This window comes from Streptomyces sp. NPDC111507 (genome assembly GCF_055638955.1).
Genome location: NZ_JBVKBU010000013.1, coordinates 96155 through 112427 on the forward strand (window position 1 = coordinate 96155; position 16273 = coordinate 112427).

At 71.8% G+C, this 16273-nt stretch carries 13 protein-coding genes and 1 tRNA gene; 8 read left to right on the forward strand and 6 right to left on the reverse strand.

Annotated features, from left to right (window positions below; genetic code table 11):
* Positions 1–5 precede the first annotated feature (5 nt).
* Positions 6–1061 (reverse strand): LLM class F420-dependent oxidoreductase, encoded by a 1056-nt coding sequence (locus tag ACZ7M2_RS37615; RefSeq protein WP_099923531.1) that lies wholly within the window; start codon positions 1059–1061, stop codon positions 6–8.
* Positions 1062–1211: 150 nt separating this feature from the next.
* On the opposite strand from ACZ7M2_RS37615, the gene ACZ7M2_RS37620 reads away from it, so the two are divergent.
* Entirely contained in the window at positions 1212–2195 is a 984-nt protein-coding gene (locus ACZ7M2_RS37620) for an aldo/keto reductase (RefSeq protein WP_095855547.1), read from the forward strand.
* On the forward strand, positions 2192–4420 hold the full coding sequence (locus ACZ7M2_RS37625) for a helix-hairpin-helix domain-containing protein (RefSeq protein ID WP_471599095.1): 2229 nt from the start codon (positions 2192–2194) through the stop codon (positions 4418–4420). The genes ACZ7M2_RS37620 and ACZ7M2_RS37625 overlap by 4 nt, the downstream gene beginning before the upstream one ends.
* An 87-nt stretch (positions 4421–4507) precedes the next feature.
* Here the strand turns inward: ACZ7M2_RS37625 and ACZ7M2_RS37630 are convergent, their stop codons facing one another.
* On the reverse strand, positions 4508–5215 hold the full coding sequence (locus ACZ7M2_RS37630) for a hypothetical protein (protein ID WP_075027721.1): 708 nt from the start codon (positions 5213–5215) through the stop codon (positions 4508–4510).
* A gap of 47 nt (positions 5216–5262) precedes the next feature.
* Between ACZ7M2_RS37630 and ACZ7M2_RS37635 the strand changes: the two genes are divergently transcribed.
* Complete coding sequence (locus ACZ7M2_RS37635) at positions 5263–5451, forward strand: DUF5703 family protein (protein WP_054231126.1); 189 nt, start codon at positions 5263–5265, stop codon at positions 5449–5451.
* 138 nt (positions 5452–5589) lie between these two features.
* Here ACZ7M2_RS37635 and ACZ7M2_RS37640 read toward each other — a convergent pair whose 3' ends face one another.
* The 3 genes from ACZ7M2_RS37640 to ACZ7M2_RS37650 form a co-directional block, all read right to left on the reverse strand.
* Complete coding sequence (locus ACZ7M2_RS37640; RefSeq protein WP_471599096.1) at positions 5590–6609, reverse strand: chaplin family protein; 1020 nt, start codon at positions 6607–6609, stop codon at positions 5590–5592.
* Between the two features lie 151 nt (positions 6610–6760).
* On the reverse strand, positions 6761–6994 hold the full coding sequence (gene chpH / locus ACZ7M2_RS37645; RefSeq protein ID WP_099940520.1) for a chaplin ChpH: 234 nt from the start codon (positions 6992–6994) through the stop codon (positions 6761–6763).
* 145 nt (positions 6995–7139) lie between these two features.
* Positions 7140–8465, reverse strand: coding sequence for a M20/M25/M40 family metallo-hydrolase (locus ACZ7M2_RS37650; protein WP_471599097.1), 1326 nt, complete (start codon positions 8463–8465; stop codon positions 7140–7142).
* A 188-nt stretch (positions 8466–8653) separates the two neighbouring features.
* Between ACZ7M2_RS37650 and ACZ7M2_RS37655 the strand changes: the two genes are divergently transcribed.
* The 4 genes from ACZ7M2_RS37655 (at position 8654) to ACZ7M2_RS37670 (ending at position 14856) form a co-directional block, all read left to right on the forward strand.
* Positions 8654–8738 (forward strand) — tRNA-Leu (locus tag ACZ7M2_RS37655).
* A 352-nt stretch (positions 8739–9090) separates the two neighbouring features.
* Positions 9091–12966, forward strand: a complete 3876-nt coding sequence (locus ACZ7M2_RS37660) for a Pls/PosA family non-ribosomal peptide synthetase (protein WP_471599098.1) — start codon at positions 9091–9093, stop codon at positions 12964–12966.
* 74 nt (positions 12967–13040) lie between these two features.
* Entirely contained in the window at positions 13041–14429 is a 1389-nt protein-coding gene (locus ACZ7M2_RS37665; RefSeq protein WP_471599099.1) for a M1 family metallopeptidase, read from the forward strand.
* Between the two features lie 52 nt (positions 14430–14481).
* The gene (locus tag ACZ7M2_RS37670; protein ID WP_471599100.1) at positions 14482–14856 is read left to right on the forward strand and encodes a YchJ family protein; all 375 of its coding nucleotides are present in this window, start codon (positions 14482–14484) and stop codon (positions 14854–14856) included.
* A gap of 5 nt (positions 14857–14861) precedes the next feature.
* Here the strand turns inward: ACZ7M2_RS37670 and ACZ7M2_RS37675 are convergent, their stop codons facing one another.
* The gene (locus tag ACZ7M2_RS37675; protein ID WP_471599101.1) at positions 14862–15563 is read right to left on the reverse strand and encodes a FadR/GntR family transcriptional regulator; all 702 of its coding nucleotides are present in this window, start codon (positions 15561–15563) and stop codon (positions 14862–14864) included.
* A 153-nt stretch (positions 15564–15716) separates the two neighbouring features.
* Here ACZ7M2_RS37675 and ACZ7M2_RS37680 point away from each other — a divergent pair, with 153 nt between their 5' ends.
* A complete protein-coding gene (locus tag ACZ7M2_RS37680; protein WP_471599102.1) occupies positions 15717–16235 on the forward strand; it encodes a gluconokinase in 519 nt (172 codons plus the stop codon).
* Positions 16236–16273: the final 38 nt, after the last annotated feature.

Genomic DNA, 16273 nt, shown 5'->3' on the forward strand with positions numbered 1-16273 from the left:
ACGCGTTACGCCAGACCGGCCCGCTCCAGCGCGTCCGAACCGGCGCGGAGCGAGGCGATCCGGTCCTCCAGCGTGAAGCCGGCCGGCGACAGCGTGAGCGTGGTGACGCCCGCCGCCGCGTAGGCCTTCATCCGCTCGGCGATGCGGTCCACGGAGCCGAGCAGGGTGGTCTGGTCGATCAGCGCGTGCGGAACGGCGGCGGCCGCACCCTCCTTGTCGCCGGACAGGTACTTGTCCTGGATCTCGGCGGCCTCCTTCTCATACCCCATGCGCTGCGCGAGCTGGTTGTAGAAGTTCTGCTTGCGGCTGCCCATGCCGCCGACGTACAGCGCGGTGTAGGGGCGGAACATGTCGGCGAGCGCCGTCACGTCCTTGTCGGCGCCGACGGCGAGCGGCAGCGTCGGACAGACGTCGAAGCCCTCCATGGTCTTGCCGGCCTTCTCGCGACCCGCGCGCAGATGGCGCAGCGCGGTGTCCTCGAGGTGCTCGGCCGAGGGGAAGATCAGCAGGGCGCCGTCGGCGATCTCGCCGGTCTGCTCCAGGTTCTTCGGGCCGATCGCGGCGATGTACAGCGGGATGTGCTCGCGCTGCGGGTGCACCGTCAGCTTGATCGGCTTGCCCGGACCGTCCGGCAGCGGCAGCGTCCAGTGCTCGCCCTCGTACGACAGCCGCTCGCGGGTCATCGCCTTGCGGACGATCTCGACGTACTCGCGGGTGCGGGCCAGCGGCTTGTCGAACTTGACGCCGTACCAGCCCTCGGAGACCTGCGGCCCGGAAACGCCGAGGCCGAGGCGGAAGCGCCCGCCGGAGAGCGAGTCGAGCGTCGCGGCGGTCATCGCGGTCATCGCGGGCTGACGGGCCGGGATCTGGAAGATCGCCGAGCCGACGTCGATGCGCTCGGTCTTGGCCGCGACCCAGGTGAGCACGGTGGCCGCGTCCGAGCCGTAGGCCTCGGCGGCCCAGCACACCGCGTATCCCAGTCGGTCGGCCTCCTGGGCGACGGCGAGATTGTCCGCGTCCATTCCGCCGCCCCAGTAGCCGAGGTTGATCCCGAGCTGCATGGCCGATCCCCTTACCGATCAGTAACGTCCCTTGTGCCGCAGACCCTAGCGCGCTGGTGGGCGCGGCGGCGGGAACGGGTTCAGGTCTGATCATCCAGGTTGTCCACAGGGCCCCCACGAGGCCAGTTTTGGCCAGTAATCTCGGCGTCCATGGAGCAGAGGCATCTCGGCCGTACCGGCCTGCGTGTGTCCCGGATCGGACTCGGCACCCTCACATGGGGGCGGGATACCGACGAGCACGACGCCGCGGAGCTGTTGAAGGTGTTCTGGGAAGCGGGCGGGAACCTCGTCGACACCGCGGATGTGTACGGGGACGGGGAGTCGGAGTACCTGCTCGGACAACTCATAGAAGGGCTCGTGCCGCGTCGCGACCTGGTCATTTCCACGAAGGCGGGCAGTGTGCCCGACCCGGACCGGCGGTTCGACGGCTCGCGCGGGCATCTCCTGTCGGCACTCGACGCCTCGCTTCAGCGTCTCGGCACGGACTACGTGGATCTGTGGCACGTCCACGCCTTCGACCCGGACACCCCGCTGGATGAGACCCTCCAGGCGCTCGACCTCGCGGTCAGCAGCGGTCGCGCGCGGTACGCGGGGGTGTCCAACTTCTGCGGCTGGCAGCTCGCCAAGGCGGCGACCTGGCAGCTGGCGGCGCCCGGGACACGGACGCGGATCGCGAGTACGCAGATGGAGTACTCCCTGCTCCAGCGCGGTGTGGAGCGGGAGGTACTGCCCGCGGCGCTCGACCTGGGCGTGGGCCTGCTGCCGTCCTCCCCGCTCGGGCGGGGTGTACTCACCGGGAAGTACCGGGGCGGCACACCGTCGGACTCCCGGGGCGGCTCTGAGCACCTCGCGCCGTTCGTCGCGCCGTACCTGGACGACACCGCGAGCGGCATCGTGGACGCGGTGACGACGGCGGCGGACGGCCTCGCGGTCACGCCGTTGCAGGTCGCCCTCGCCTGGGTCCGCGACCGGCCCGGTGTCGCCGCCCCGATCGTCGGCGCGCGCAACGCGCAGCAGCTCACGGCCGCGTTGTCAGTGGAGACCCTTAGTCTTCCTGACGAGATCTGCCGGGCGCTCGACGATGTGTCGGCACCGGTGCACCACTATCCCGATCACGACTGGAGCACGCTGTGAGCACGGAGCCCGAGACCACGGAGGAAGTGGAGCCGGGGACGCCGGGCGCGGGAGCGACCGCCGGCCCGCAGGACGTGGACACGGATAAAGACGCGCAGACAGACGCGGACACGGACACGGCCGCGGACGCCGTCGAGGGCGGCGCGGAAACCGAAGGCGCGGCGGACGCCAAGAAGCTGTCCGAGGCAGAGGCCGAGTTGGCGGCGCAGCGGCTGGAGCGGGAGCGGATCGAGCGGCGGAAGGCAGAGAAGCAGGGGCCGATCGCGGCCGGGACCAAGCTCAGCGGTACGGCCGCCGATCTGCTCGCGGCGGTGCGGGCCGTGGAGAGCGGCGAGAAGCCCGTGGCCACCGCCTTCCGTGAGCCCGAGCCGACGCCGCGCAGGGCGGTCGCCCCGGAGCCCGTGCAGCGCCCGCAGCCGGTGGCCGCCCCGGCCGAGACCTCGGCGACCCTCGCACCGGAAGCCGCCGCCGCCGTCCGCGCCGTACTGGGCGAAGGCGGCGCACCCGACACCCTCGCGCCGGGGGCCCTCGCAGCACTCGGCGAGGGCGCGGACGACCAGCTGCGCGAGGACCCCTGGCAGTTGCTGCGGGTCGCCGGGGTGCGGCCCGAGCAGGCCGACGGGTTCGCCCGCGCGCTGCTCGGCTCGGAGTGCCGCCCGGACGACGAGCGGCGCGGGCGGGCGGTCACCGTATGGCTCCTCGAGCAGGCCGCCCTCGCCGGGCACACCGCTCTCGACGCCCCGGCGCTCACCGCCGCGCTCGCCCAGCGCGCGGTGCCGGATCCGGACGCGGCCGTGCAGAGCGCCCTCGCGGAGGGCGACGCGCTGGTCTTCCAGGACGCCCTCGACACCGCGCCCCCGGCCCAGGAGGAGGGCGCCGAGGAGTCCGAGGAGCGGCCGGTCCGCGTCCTCATCGGCCTGGAGCGGTACGCGCTGGCCGAGGAGAGCCTCGCCGACGGACTGGCCCGGGTCATGAACTCCGTACCGAAGACGGACGGCTCCGCCGACAGCTGGGAGCAGGCCGCCGCCTCGGCCACCCGCTCCGCCGCGGAGCTGATCCGGGCAGTCGCGGGCCACGGCCTGGTCCTGCATACCGGTGGGCACGCGTCCCAGGCCGAGGTGGCGGCGCTGCTGCACGCCGCGCGCGGTCTCGGCCTGCGCGGCTGGGCGGCCACCCACACGCCGAGCGGCCGTGACGACTGCACGGCCCGGATGGCGGGGTACGACCTGCCGGACGGCCCCTCGGGCCACGCCGGGGACGGGCCGGTCACCGGGGTCACCACCGTCGCGGGACTCCTCTCGGGCGCCGAAGGCCCGGGCCGGGACGCGGACGGCGCATTCGACCTGGACCTCCTGGTCGTCCTGGACGCGCCGCAGCTGGACGTCGAGACAGCGGCCATGCTCGCCGAATCGCTGCCGGACGGCGCACGGCTGGTGCTGAGCGGCGACCCGGGAGTGCTGTGGTCGGCGGGTCCCGGGCGGGTGTTCGCCGATCTGCTCGCCGCCCGGGTGTGCCCGCAGGTGGCCTCGCGGACGCCGGACCCCGGCCCCGTCGGGGAGCTGGTCTCCGGGGTCGGCATCGGCGAGCTGAACCAGGTCGAGGCGCCCGGCAAGGAAGTCGTGATCGTCCCCGTGCGGGACGCCGGCGAGGCGGTGCACCGGACCGTGCAGCTGGTCGCGGACTCGGTGCCGCGCGCCATCGGCATCCCGGCCGAGCAGACGCAGGTGATCACTCCGGGGCACGGCGGTGCCGTCGGCACCCGCGCACTCAACAGCGCGCTCAAGGAGCGGCTGAACCCGGGCCCCGGCCGCTTCGGGGGCTTCGACCCCGGGGACCGCGTCGCCCACTCCCCCGCTCCGGGTCGTACGGCGGTGGGACACGTGGTGAAGGCCGATGCCGACGGGCTGCACCTGGAGTGCTCGGGTCTGCCCGTCGTCGTACCGAAGGAGCGGGTGGAGCAGTCCGTGCGGCACGGCTGGGCGCTCACCGCGCACCAGGCGGTCGGTCTGCGCTGGCCCGCCGTGGTCGTGGTGCTCCCTGGTGACGCCGCGGCGGCCCTGACCAGGCCCTGGGTCTACACGGCCTTCGGCCGGGCCGAGCGCCATCTGTCCGTGGTCCACGGGGTGGAGCAGGCCCTGCAGCGGGCGGTGGCCGAGGTCCCGCAGAAGGCGCGCACCACGCGCCTGCCCGCCCTGCTCAAGGCACAGGTCCCGGCGGCGGGCTGAGCCGCCGCCCAGGGACACGGCTCCCGAACGCGGGAAGGTGGCGGCCACCGGGCTTCCGGTGACCGCCACCTTCCTGTGCCGCGGTGCTCAGCGATCGGCGTCCAGCGGCTCCAGATCCCCGTCCTCGTCCAGTTCGGAGTCCGGGGCGAGGTCGTCCTCCAGCTCGTCGTCGTCCGACTCGTCGTCGAAGACCGCGCTGACGTCGAAGCGGCAGACCACGCGCTGCGGGTCGATCGCCTCGAAGGGGGTCTCCAGCCACTCGCCGGGGTCGGCCGGTTCGTCGGCGGCCGTGACCCAGAGTGTGGAGTCGCCTTCCTCCAGGCCGAACTCCTTGTGCCGGGAGGCGATCTCGTCCGGCTCGAACTCGCCGAACAGGACTCCCAGCGCCCCGTGCACCGTGCCGGACGCCGCGTCGAAGCCCGCGGCCGCGGTGGCCCCGTTCTCCTCCACGGCCTCCACCCGCTGGGCCTGTGCCAGCAGTCGCTGCGGCTCCACCACCGCGTAGTCCCGGCGGATCAGCACGCTCAGCGCGTTCGGCTCCTCGGGGCCCGTGTACGGCGGCAGCGTGTCGTCGCTGCCAGGGATCTCGAAGGGAGTGACCTCGTCATAACGGTCGTAGAGCAGCTCGTCGTACTCCTCGGCCGCGGCGGCCAGCTCGTTGAACGCCTCGTATACGGCCGGGTCGTCATCGCCCGACCTGCGCTCGACCGCGGCCAGGTGGCGGTCGAGCGCGGTCTTGACAGCCTCGGCGGCGGCGCGTACCTCGGCAGCGGTGGGCTGCACAGCATCAGACATAGTGCAGACGCTATCCGTACCGGGCCTCTGCCCGCACAATAGATGCGATGCCGGAATACGAATTTGTCGACGTGTACGTGCCGCGCGGGGTGTCCCGCAAGGAGACGACACGCCTGCTGACGGACCATGCGGAGTACGGACACTGGGAGTTGGACCGCCTCAGCCTGCACCCCGACGGCAGCCGCAAGGTGCGGCTGCGCCGGCGGATCATCCGCCAGGTGCGTGCCACGTGGTGAGCGAAAGCGGCTGAAACGGAGCGGGCCCCGCCAGTGCGGGCCCGCGCCGGTCGCTTCGCCACAGGATGCCTGTGGCGAAGCGATCACGGCTGCCCCGGCCCCCGTTCCGGGCCCGGACACTTCTCTCCGTCCTGCCGATTACGCGCCCGAGCGCGCCCGGCGGTAGAGCACGGCGCCCACCAGCAGCGCGCCCGCGCCCGCCGGGATCACCGCGCCGATCGGCAGGTCACTGCCGGTGTGGGCGAGCTGCGCCGCGGCGCTGTGCGGCTGGGAGACGTGCTGCGTCCCCGGGTGGTTGGGGTACGAGCTGGGCGGCGTGCCCGGGGTTCCGGGGTGGCCGGGCGTACCCGGGTGTCCGGGGGTGCCAGGCTGACCCGGGTTCCCGGGGTGACCAGGCTGACCGGGGTGTCCGGGCTGCCCTGGGTTCCCGGGCTGACCGGGGTGCCCCGGCTGTCCCGGGTTCCCGGGCTGGCCCGGGTAACCAGGGTGTCCCGGGTAACCGGGGTGACCAGGATGGCCGGGGTGACCAGGCTGACCGGGGTGACCGCCGCCGGGCGGGTAGTGGGTGTGGCCGCCGTGTCCGTTCGCGCAGTCGTTGCCCATCGCCGGGTTGCCGACTCCGACGACGTTCACGCTGTTGCCGCACACGTTGACCGGCACGTCGATCGGCACCTGGACGTGGTTGCCGGAGCCGACGCCCGGCGAGCCACTCGCGTGCCCACCGGCGTGGGAGCCGCCCGAGTGCGAACCACCACCCCCGTAGCCACCACCTCCGTAGCCACCACCGCCATAGCCACCACCGTCATGGCCGCCACTCCCGTAGCCACCACCTCCGTAGCCGCCACCGTCATGGCCGCCACCGCCGTAGCCGCCTCCGTAACCGCTCCCGTGCCCCCCGGCGGACGACCCACCGCCGCCGTGGTTGACGCACTTGTTGCCCATCGCCGGGTTGAGCAACCCGACGACGTTCACGGTGTTTCCGCAGACGTTGACCGGCACGTGCACCGGCGCCTGCACCGTGTTGCCCGACAGCACGCCGGGCGAGTCCGAACTGGCGCCGTTCGCACCCGAGTCGGCGTGTGCGTAGCCTCCGGTCGCGGCGAGTACGCCGGTCGCGGCCGCCACGGTCATCAGGCCCTTGCGGGTGACCTGTCGCATAGCTGAATTCCCTGCCTTAGTCCTTGGCTTGGACCCTCCGGAACGCGCACGCATCCGTCCTGTGCGTGCGCCGAAAGCCGGTCGGCCCCGGAGCGCATGGCGCGCGCTCCGGGGCCGAGGGGCTCAGACCCTCATGGGGTGAGGCACAACGTCAGTTGTTGATGCAAGTGTTGCCGAAGGCGGGGTTCAGCAGCCCGATCACGGAGACCGTGTTGCCGCAAACGTTCACCGGGACGTGAACGGGAACCTGGATGACGTTGCCGGAGATGACACCCGGGGAGTGCACAGCGGCACCCTGGGCACCCGAGTCGGCGACGGCCAGGCCCGCACCCGCGAGAACCAGACCACCAGTGGCAGCCGCAGCAGCGACGACCTTCTTGATCATTATTCCTCCTTGTTGGCAATGCGATCCCAAGCAGCGGATCACATCACCTGTAACGAGGAGGGACTACTAGAGCTACGAGCTTATGGTCGCATTCACCCGTCCCGGGTGATCTCCGTACGTACGGGCGAATGCGGGCGTCAACGTGTCATGACGCCTCGATGAAGCGGTCGAGCACACGGACGCCGAACTTCAGGGCATCCACCGGCACCCGCTCGTCGACCCCGTGGAACATGCCCGCGAAGTCCAGCTCCGGCGGCAGCTTCAGGGGGGCGAAGCCGAAGCAGCGGATGCCGAGGTCGGCGAAGGACTTGGCGTCGGTGCCGGCCGAGAGCATGTAGGGCACGGCCCGCGCGATCGGGTCCTCGGCGGACAGCGCGGTCTGCATGGCGTCGACCAGCGCTCCGTCGAAGGTGGTCTCCAGCGCCTTGTCCGCGTGCACGTCCTCACGCTTGACCCGCGGTCCGAGAATCCGGTCCAGGTCGGCGAGGAACTCCTCCTCGTACCCCGGCAGGTAACGCCCGTCGACGTGTGCGGTCGCCTGCCCCGGAATCACGTTGACCTTGTATCCGGCACCGAGCTGGGTCGGGTTGGCGGTGTTCTGCAGGGAGGCGCCGATGAGCTTGGCGATGCCGCCGAGCTTGGCGAGCGTCTCGTCCATGTTCTCCGGGTCGAGCTCGGTGCCGAGCGCGTCGCCGAGCTCGTCGAGGAAGTGCCGCAGCGTCTTCGTCACCCGGACCGGGAACTTGTGCCGCCCGAGCCGTCCGACGGCCTCGGACAGCTCGGTGATCGCATTGTCCTTGTGGATCATCGAACCGTGCCCGGCGGTGCCGTCCACGGTGAGCTTCATCCAGTGCATGCCCTTCTGGGCGGTCTCGACGAGGTACAGCCGCAGCTTCTCGTTGACCGTGAAGGAGAACCCGCCGACCTCGCCGATCGCCTCGGTCACGCCCTCGAAGAGGTCGGGGTGCTTGTCGACGAGGTGCCGCGCGCCCCACGTACCGCCGGCCTCCTCGTCGGCGAGGAACGCGAGGACGATGTCACGCGGCGGCTTGCGCCCGCTGCGCAGCCGGTCCCGGACGACCGCCAGCGTCATGGCGTCCATGTCCTTCATGTCGACCGCGCCGCGGCCCCACACCATCCCGTCCGCGATCTCGCCGGAGAAGGGGTGATGGGTCCAGTCCGCCGCGTTGGCCGGTACGACGTCGGTGTGGCCGTGGATGAGCAGCCCGGGGCGCGAGCGGTCCTCGCCCTCGATACGGACGACGGTCGACGCGCGTCCCTTGTGCGACTCGAAGATCTGCGGCTCGAGCCCGACCTCGGCGAGCTTCTCGGCCACGTACTCCGCGGCCTTGCGCTCACCGGGTCCGGAGTGGTCCCCGTAGTTGCTGGTGTCGATCTGGATCAGCTCGCGACAGAGGTCCACGACCTCGTCCTCGCCAGAGACGCTCCTGGCCGTGTTCGACTCGCTCACGCTGCTTCCTCCCACTGTCACTGCTGGTGGTCCCCCCTCATCCTCTCCCCCACCCCCTCCTCGCCCCAAGGCCGGACCCGGCCCGTCACACGCCGTTCACCCGGCGACGGGGTGTGACCGGAGGCCCTCGAAAGCCTGGTAATGTTTCCTCTGTCGCCGCGAGGGAAACCCCGCGCGACAGACACCTTGTCCGGGTGGCGGAATGGCAGACGCGCTAGCTTGAGGTGCTAGTGCCCTTTATCGGGCGTGGGGGTTCAAGTCCCCCCTCGGACACACAGAGGAGTGAGGGCCGCGACCTGATGGTCGCGGCCCTCACTCGTTGTACGCATCGCAGGCCCCTTGTCTGCGGACCGCAGGCCTCAACTCGTCGTGTTCATCGCGTTACGGACAGATGTGGGGCAGATCTCGTCAGGATGACATACCCCCATGTCAGAGCACCGTCACCACAGCGGAATCAGTGGTTCCGGTGCCCTCGGACGGCCTCCCCGCATGGCTGATGACCAGGTACGCGACTAGCGTCGTACTAAAATTCAAGGCTTGTTTGGAGCTGGACCGGAATATCCCCAGGCATACCTGCGGGCCCACCAGCTCCCCGGACGCTCCGGGAACAACACGTGAGGACCCGATGGCAGCCCTCGAGCAAGGCCCCGCACTCGCGCTGTCCGACGAGGAGGTGCGCGCGGAGTTCGGCGACCCGGCGCGCTTCTCCGCCTCCGTCGCCGCCTCGCCGCGCACGCTGGTCGACATCCTCGACGCCACCGTCCGGGCCCACCCCGACGAGCCCGCCCTCGACGACGGCCACCGGGCCCTCACCTACCGCGCCCTGGCCGTCGAGGTCGAGGCCCTGCGGCGGCGGCTGAGCGACGCCGGGGTGGGCCTCGGCGACCGGGTCGGCGTCCGCGTCCCCTCCGGCACCAACGAGCTGTACGTCGCCATCCTCGCCGTACTGGCCGCGGGCGCGGCCTATGTGCCGGTGGACGCCGAGGACCCCGACGAGCGGGCCGAGCTGGTCTTCGGCGAGGCGGAGGTGCGGGCCGTCATCGGGGCCGGGCACCGGCTGACCGTCAACGGCACCTCCGAGGTGCCCGCCGCGCGGCCCGCTGTCGAGCACGACGCCTGGATCATCTTCACCTCCGGGTCCACGGGCAAGCCCAAGGGTGTGGCTGTCAGTCACCGCAGCGCCGCCGCGTTCGTCGACGCCGAGGCGGAGCTGTTCCTCACCGAGGACCCGATCGGGCCCGGCGACCGGGTCATGGCGGGCCTGTCCGTCGCCTTCGACGCCTCCTGCGAGGAGATGTGGCTGGCCTGGCGCTACGGCGCCTGCCTGGTGCCCGTGCCGCGCTCCCAGGTGCGCAGCGGCGCCGACCTGGGGCCCTGGCTGGTCGAGCAGGAGATCAGCGTCGTCTCGACCGTGCCGACGCTCGCCGCCCTCTGGGAGCCGGAGGCCCTGGCCGACGTACGGCTGCTGATCTTCGGCGGTGAGGCCTGCCCGCCCGAGCTGGTCCAGCGACTGGTGACCGAGGGCCGCGAGGTGTGGAACACCTACGGGCCCACCGAGGCGACCGTTGTCGCCTGTGCCTCGCTGATGACCGGCGAGGAGCCGATCCGGATCGGGCTGCCGCTGAACGGCTGGGAGCTGGCCGTGGTCGACGATGCCGGCGAGCCCGTGGCCATGGGCGACAGCGGCCAGCTGGTGATCGGCGGGGTCGGGCTCGCCCGGTATCTCGACGCCGAGAAGGACGCGGAGAAGTACGCGCCGCTGCAGGCGCTCGGCTGGGAGCGGGCGTACCGCAGTGGTGACCTCGTCAAGGCCGAGCCGGAGGGGCTGATCTTCCTCGGGCGGGCCGACGAGCAGATCAAGCTCGGCGGGCGCCGCATCGAGCTCGGCGAGGTCGACACGGCGCTCCAGGCGCTCCCCGGTGTGGCGGGCGCCGCCGCCGCCGTCCGGACCGCCCGCAGCGGCAACCAGCTGCTGGTCGGCTATGTGGTCACGCAGGAGGGCTGGGACCAGGCCGCCGCCGTCGAGAAGCTGCGCGCCGAGCTGCCCGCGGCCCTCGTCCCGCTGCTCGCCCCGGTCGCGGACCTGCCGACCCGTACCTCGGGCAAGGTCGACCGGGGCGCGCTTCCCTGGCCCCTGGAGGGCCTGGAGACGGGCGGTGCGAAGGAACAGCTCTACGGCACCGAGGCCTGGCTCGCCGAGCAGTGGAGCGAGGTCCTCGGCATCCCGGTCGGCAGCGGGTCCGACGACTTCTTCGCGATCGGCGGTGGCAGCCTCGCCGCCGCCCAGCTCACCACCCGGCTGCGCACCCGCTACCCCAGCGCCGCCGTCCTCGACATCTACCAGCAGCCCGTCCTGCGCAAGCTGGCCCGGCACTTGGAGAAGTCCGCGCAGGACGACGGCGGCGACCGGTTGATCGCCCCGGTGCCGCTGCGCGCCAAGGTGGCCCAGCTGTTCCTGCTGATACCCCTGTTCACGCTGATGGGGCTGCGCTGGACCGTGGCGCTGGCCGCGCTCGGGAACGTGCTGCACTGGTTCGGTCCGTACTCCTGGGCGCCGAGCGCCCCGTGGTGGCTCGTCGGCGCCGGGGCGGTCGTGCTCTACAGCCCGCCGGGGCGGCTCGCGATCGCGGCGGGCGGGGCGCGGCTGCTGCTGCGCCGCGTCAAGCCCGGGCGCTACCCGCGCGGCGGAAGTGTGCATCTGCGGCTGTGGACCGCCGAGCGGCTGGCCGAGTTCAGTGGTGCGGCCTCGCTGACCGGGTCCTGGCTGGAGCGGTACGCGCGTGCCCTGGGCGCCAAGGTCGGCGCGGACGTCGATCTGCACTCGCTGCCGCCGGTGACCGGCATGCTCAAGCTGGGCCGGGGCGCCGCCGTCGAGTCCGAGGTGGACCTGTCGGGGTACTGGCTGGACGGTGACCGGCTGGAGATCGGGCAGGTCAAGGTCGGCGCCGGTGCGGTGGTCGGGACGCGCAGCATCCTCTTCCCGGGCGCGCGCGTCGGCAAGCGGGCCGAGGTGGCGCCGGGTTCGGCGGTCGCCGGGCAGATTCCCACCGGGCAGCGCTGGGCCGGAGCGCCCGCCGGCAAGCTCGGCAAGGCGAAGCGTGCCTGGCCCAAGGAGCGTCCGCGCCGGGGTACGTACTGGCGGGCGATGTACGGCGCGACCGGTTTCGCGCTGACCGCACTGCCCGTTCTTTCCGCCGTGGCCGCGCTCCTGGTGGCTCATCTGTTCGTGAGCGCGGACGCCGGGCTCGGTGCGGCCCTGCGCGGCGCGGCGCTCGCGCTGGTCCCGGCCACGCTCGCCTTCGGGCTCGCGTACGCGCTGCTGCTCCTGGTCGGCGTGCGTCTGCTCAGCCTGGGCCTGCGCGAGGGCACCTACCCGACGCACAGCCGGATCGGCTGGCAGGCCTGGACCGTCACGCAGCTGATGGACCGCTCACGCGACACGCTGTTCCCGCTCTACGCCGGGCTGATCACGCCGGTGTGGCTGCGGCTGCTCGGTATGAGGATCGGCCGGGGTGCCGAGGTCTCCACCGTCCTCGCGCTGCCGAGTCTCACCACCGTGGGTGAGGGCGCCTTCCTCGCCGACGACACCCTGACCGCGCCGTACGAACTGGGCGGCGGTTGGATGCGGATCGGGCGTGCCGAGATCGGCCGCCGGGCCTTCCTGGGCAACTCCGGGATGACCGCGCCGGGCCGCAGCGTGCCGGACGGCGGGCTGGTCGGGGTGCTGTCGGCGACGCCGAAGAAGGCGAAGAAGGGCAGCTCGTACCTGGGTCTGCCGCCGGTGAAGCTGCCGCGCTCGACGCAGGACGGCGATCAGAGCCGTACCTACGACCCGCCCGCGCGGCTGCTGTGGGCGCGGGCGCTCGTGGAGCTGTGCCGGATCGTGCCGGTGTTCTGCTCGGCGGCGCTGGCGGTGCTGACCGTCGCCGCGCTGAGCGCGCTGGGCGTCTGGGCGCCGCTGCTGGCCGGAGTCGTGTTCCTGGGCGTCGGTGTGCTGGCGTGCCTGACGTCCATCGTGGCGAAGTGGCTGCTGGTGGGCCGGCACCGGGCGGGCGAGCACCCGCTGTGGAGCGGTTTCGTGTGGCGCAACGAGCTGGCGGACACCTTCGTCGAGGTCGTCGCCGTGCCGTGGCTGGCCGGATCCGTGCCCGGTACGCCGCTGATGACGGCGTGGCTGCGCGGCCTCGGCGCCCATATCGGCAAGGGCGCATGGATCGAGAGTTACTGGCTACCCGAGACGGACCTGGTGACCCTGGAGGACGCGACCACGGTCAACCGGGGCTGTGTCCTGCAGACCCACCTCTTCCACGACCGGATCTTGCGGACGGATACTGTTGTCCTCCGTGAGGGCGCCACTCTGGGCCCGGGCGGAATCGTCCTTCCCGGCAGCACAGTCGGGGCGCGCAGCACGCTGGGACCCGCGTCGCTCGTCATGGCGGCGGAGTCCGTCCCCGACGACACCCGCTGGCTGGGCAACCCGATCGAGGCATGGCGTTCCTAGGCGCGGCCCGTACGGCGTCCGGGGACGGTGCACCGGCACGTCGTACGAGCACAGCGCAGGGAGCAGACGCAAGCGTGAGCGTTCAGCAGACAGTGGGTTCGGACCCGTACTTCCCGGCCAACGGTGATCCCCGTTACCGGGTGCACCGGTATGAGCTCGCGCTGGACTACCGCCCCGGCCCCAACCGGCTGTCCGGCACCGCGCGGCTCAACGCCATAGCGGGCCGGGCTCCACTCGCCGAGTTCCAGCTGAACCTGGCCGACTTCCGGATCGGCCGGGTCCGGGTCGACGGCAAGGCACCGCACTACACGCACCGGGGCGGCCGGTTGCGCGTCCGCCCGCCGAAGCCGATACGGGCCGGGGCCGCGTTCACCGTGGAGGTGCACTGGTCGGGCAACCCCAAGCCGGTCCCCAGCCCCTGGGGCGAGCTCGGCTGGGAGGAGCTGGAGGACGGGGCGCTGGTGGCGAGCCAGCCGATCGGCGCGCCCTCCTGGTACCCGTGCAACGACCGCCCCGCCGACAAGGCCTCGTACCAGATCTCGATCACGACGCCGTCGGCGTACTCGGTGGTGGCGGGCGGCCGGCTGCTCACCCGCACGACGAAGGCGTCGACGACGACCTGGGTGTACGAGCAGGCGGCGCCGACGTCCAGCTATCTGGTCGGGATGTCGATCGGGAAGTACCAGACGGTGCTGCTCGGCGACCCCGGGCTCGGCGGCGTACCGCAGACGGGGCATCTGCCCGCGCATCTGCTCGCCGCGTTCTCCCGGGACTTCGCGCGACAGCCCGCGATGATGGAGCTGTTCGAGCAGATCTTCGGGCCGTATCCGTTCGGCGAGTACGCCGTCGTGGTGACCGAGGAGGAGCTCGATGTCCCCGTCGAGGCACAGGGGTTGTCGCTGTTCGGCGCCAACCACGTGGACGGGGCGCGGGGTTCGGAGCGGCTGGTCGCGCACGAGCTGGCGCACCAGTGGTTCGGCAACAGCGTGTCCATCGCGGACTGGCGGCACATCTGGCTGAACGAGGGCTTCGCGAAGTACGCCGAGTGGCTGTGGTCGGAGCGGTCGGGAGGCCGTACGGCCCAGCAGCTGGCCGCTCTCGCGCACCGCAAGCTGTCCGGGCAGCCGAAGGACCTGGTGCTGTCCGACCCGGGCCGCAAGCTGATGTTCGACGACCGGCTCTACGAGCGCGGCGGGCTCACTCTGCACGCGCTGCGCTGCGCGATGGGCGACGACGCCTTCTTCCGCATGGTGCGCGGCTGGGCCGCCCTGCACCGGGGCGGCGCGGTCACCACGGCGGCGTTCACCGCGCATGCCGCCCGGTACTCGGCCGAGCCGCTGGACGACCTGTTCGGGGCCTGGCTGCGTACGGCGAAGCTGCCGCCGCTGCCCACCCTGGCCGTACCGGTCGCGCCGATGCCGGCCCGCCCGACGTACCCGCCGACCAACGCCGACTCGGCGTAGGGCCCTCCGGGCCGGCAGAGAGGCCCCTCCGGGCCGGGAGAGAATGGCGGTCATGACCAGTCGTAGCTGCCCGTGCGGGCTGCCCGAGCCGTACGCGCGGTGCTGTGGGCGCTTCCACCGCGGTGAGGCGCTCGCGCCGACCGCGGAGCGTCTGATGCGGTCGCGGTACTGCGCCTTCGTCAAGGAGGACGAGGGGTATCTGCTGCGGACCTGGCATCCGCGGACACGGCCGGCGCGGGTCGACTTCGATCCGGGGATGCGGTGGACGGGTCTGGAGATCCTCGGCACGGGGCAGGGGTCGGCCTTCCACTCCGCGGGGACCGTGACCTTCCGGGCCTCCTACCGGGGCGGTTCGCTGCACGAGCGGAGCCGGTTCGAGCGGGTCGACGGTGCCTGGGTGTACGTCGACGGCGACTTCCTGGAGTAGGACGCCTACGGCGCGAGGATGTCCAGTTCCTGGAGCGCGCCGACCGTGATCTGGCGGGTGAGTTCCTCGGCGCGGGACGCGTCGCCCCCGCGGACCGCCTCCGCGACCTGGACGTGGAGGGTGACGGCGGCCGGGTCGGGGTCCTCGAACATCACCTCGTGGTGGGTGCGGCCCGCGAGGACCTCGGCGACCACGTCACCGAGACGGGCGAACATCTCGTTCCCGGAGGCGTTGAGGATCACCCGGTGGAAGGCCATGTCGTGGACGAGATACTCCTCCAGCTTGTGGCCACGTGAGTTGGCCACCATGCCGAGGGCGCACTCGGTGAGTTCCGCGCACTGCGCGGCGGTGGCGTGCCGGGCGGACAGGCCCGCGGCGATCGGCTCGACGGCGGAGCGCAGCACGGTGAGCGAACGCAGTTGGTGGGGGCGGTCGGCGCCGGCCAGCCGCCAGCGGATGACCTGAGGGTCGAACACGTTCCATTCCGCCTTGGGGCGGACCGTGACGCCGACGCGGCGACGGGACTCGACCAGGTCCATGGACTCCAGCACCCTGACCGCCTCGCGCATCACGGAGCGTGACACCTCGAAGCGCTGCGCGAGTTCGTCGGTGCGCAGCACGCTCCCCGGCGGGTACTCGCCCGCCGTGATCGCCGGCCCGAGGGATTCCAGTACTTGTCCGTGCAGCCCCCGGCCCCGTGTGGTCATGGGGTCAGCGTACGAGGCGGAGCCCTGGAACAAAAAGTCAGACTTATATGTCACACACTCTTGAATTCGTCGTACCTAATGAGTTTCAGTGTCGTCGACATCAGATGTCGACGAAGACAGTCACGTGACAGTGACGTAGACAGTGAGGCAGCGATGAGCACCCCCCATGTCGTCGTGGTCATGGGCGTCGCAGGCACCGGCAAGACCACCATCGGTCCCCTGCTTGCGGCCCGGCTCGGCGTTCCGTACGCCGAGGGCGACGACTTCCACCCGCAGGCCAACATCGCCAAGATGTCGGCCGGGACCCCGCTGACGGACAACGACCGCTGGCCGTGGCTGGACGCCATCGGCCGTTGGGCGCACGACCGGCACGGGCTCGGCGGAGTGGTCAGCAGTTCGGCGCTCAAGCGCAGCTATCGCGACCGGCTGCGGGCCGAGGCGCCCGGGGTCGTCTTCGTCCATCTGACCGGTGACCGCGCGCTCATCGAGGACCGGATGTCGCACCGTCAGGGGCACTTCATGCCGACGGCGCTGCTGGACTCGCAGTTCGCCACCCTCCAGCCGCTGGAAGCGGACGAGGCGGGTGTCTCCGTGGACGTCTCCGGCGACCCCGGGGAGATCACCGAACGGGCCGTGGCCGCACTCCAGGGGCTTGCCCAGCCCTCGCTCTAACACCTTTCCCACGTACGTTTCTCAAGCAAGGGACCACC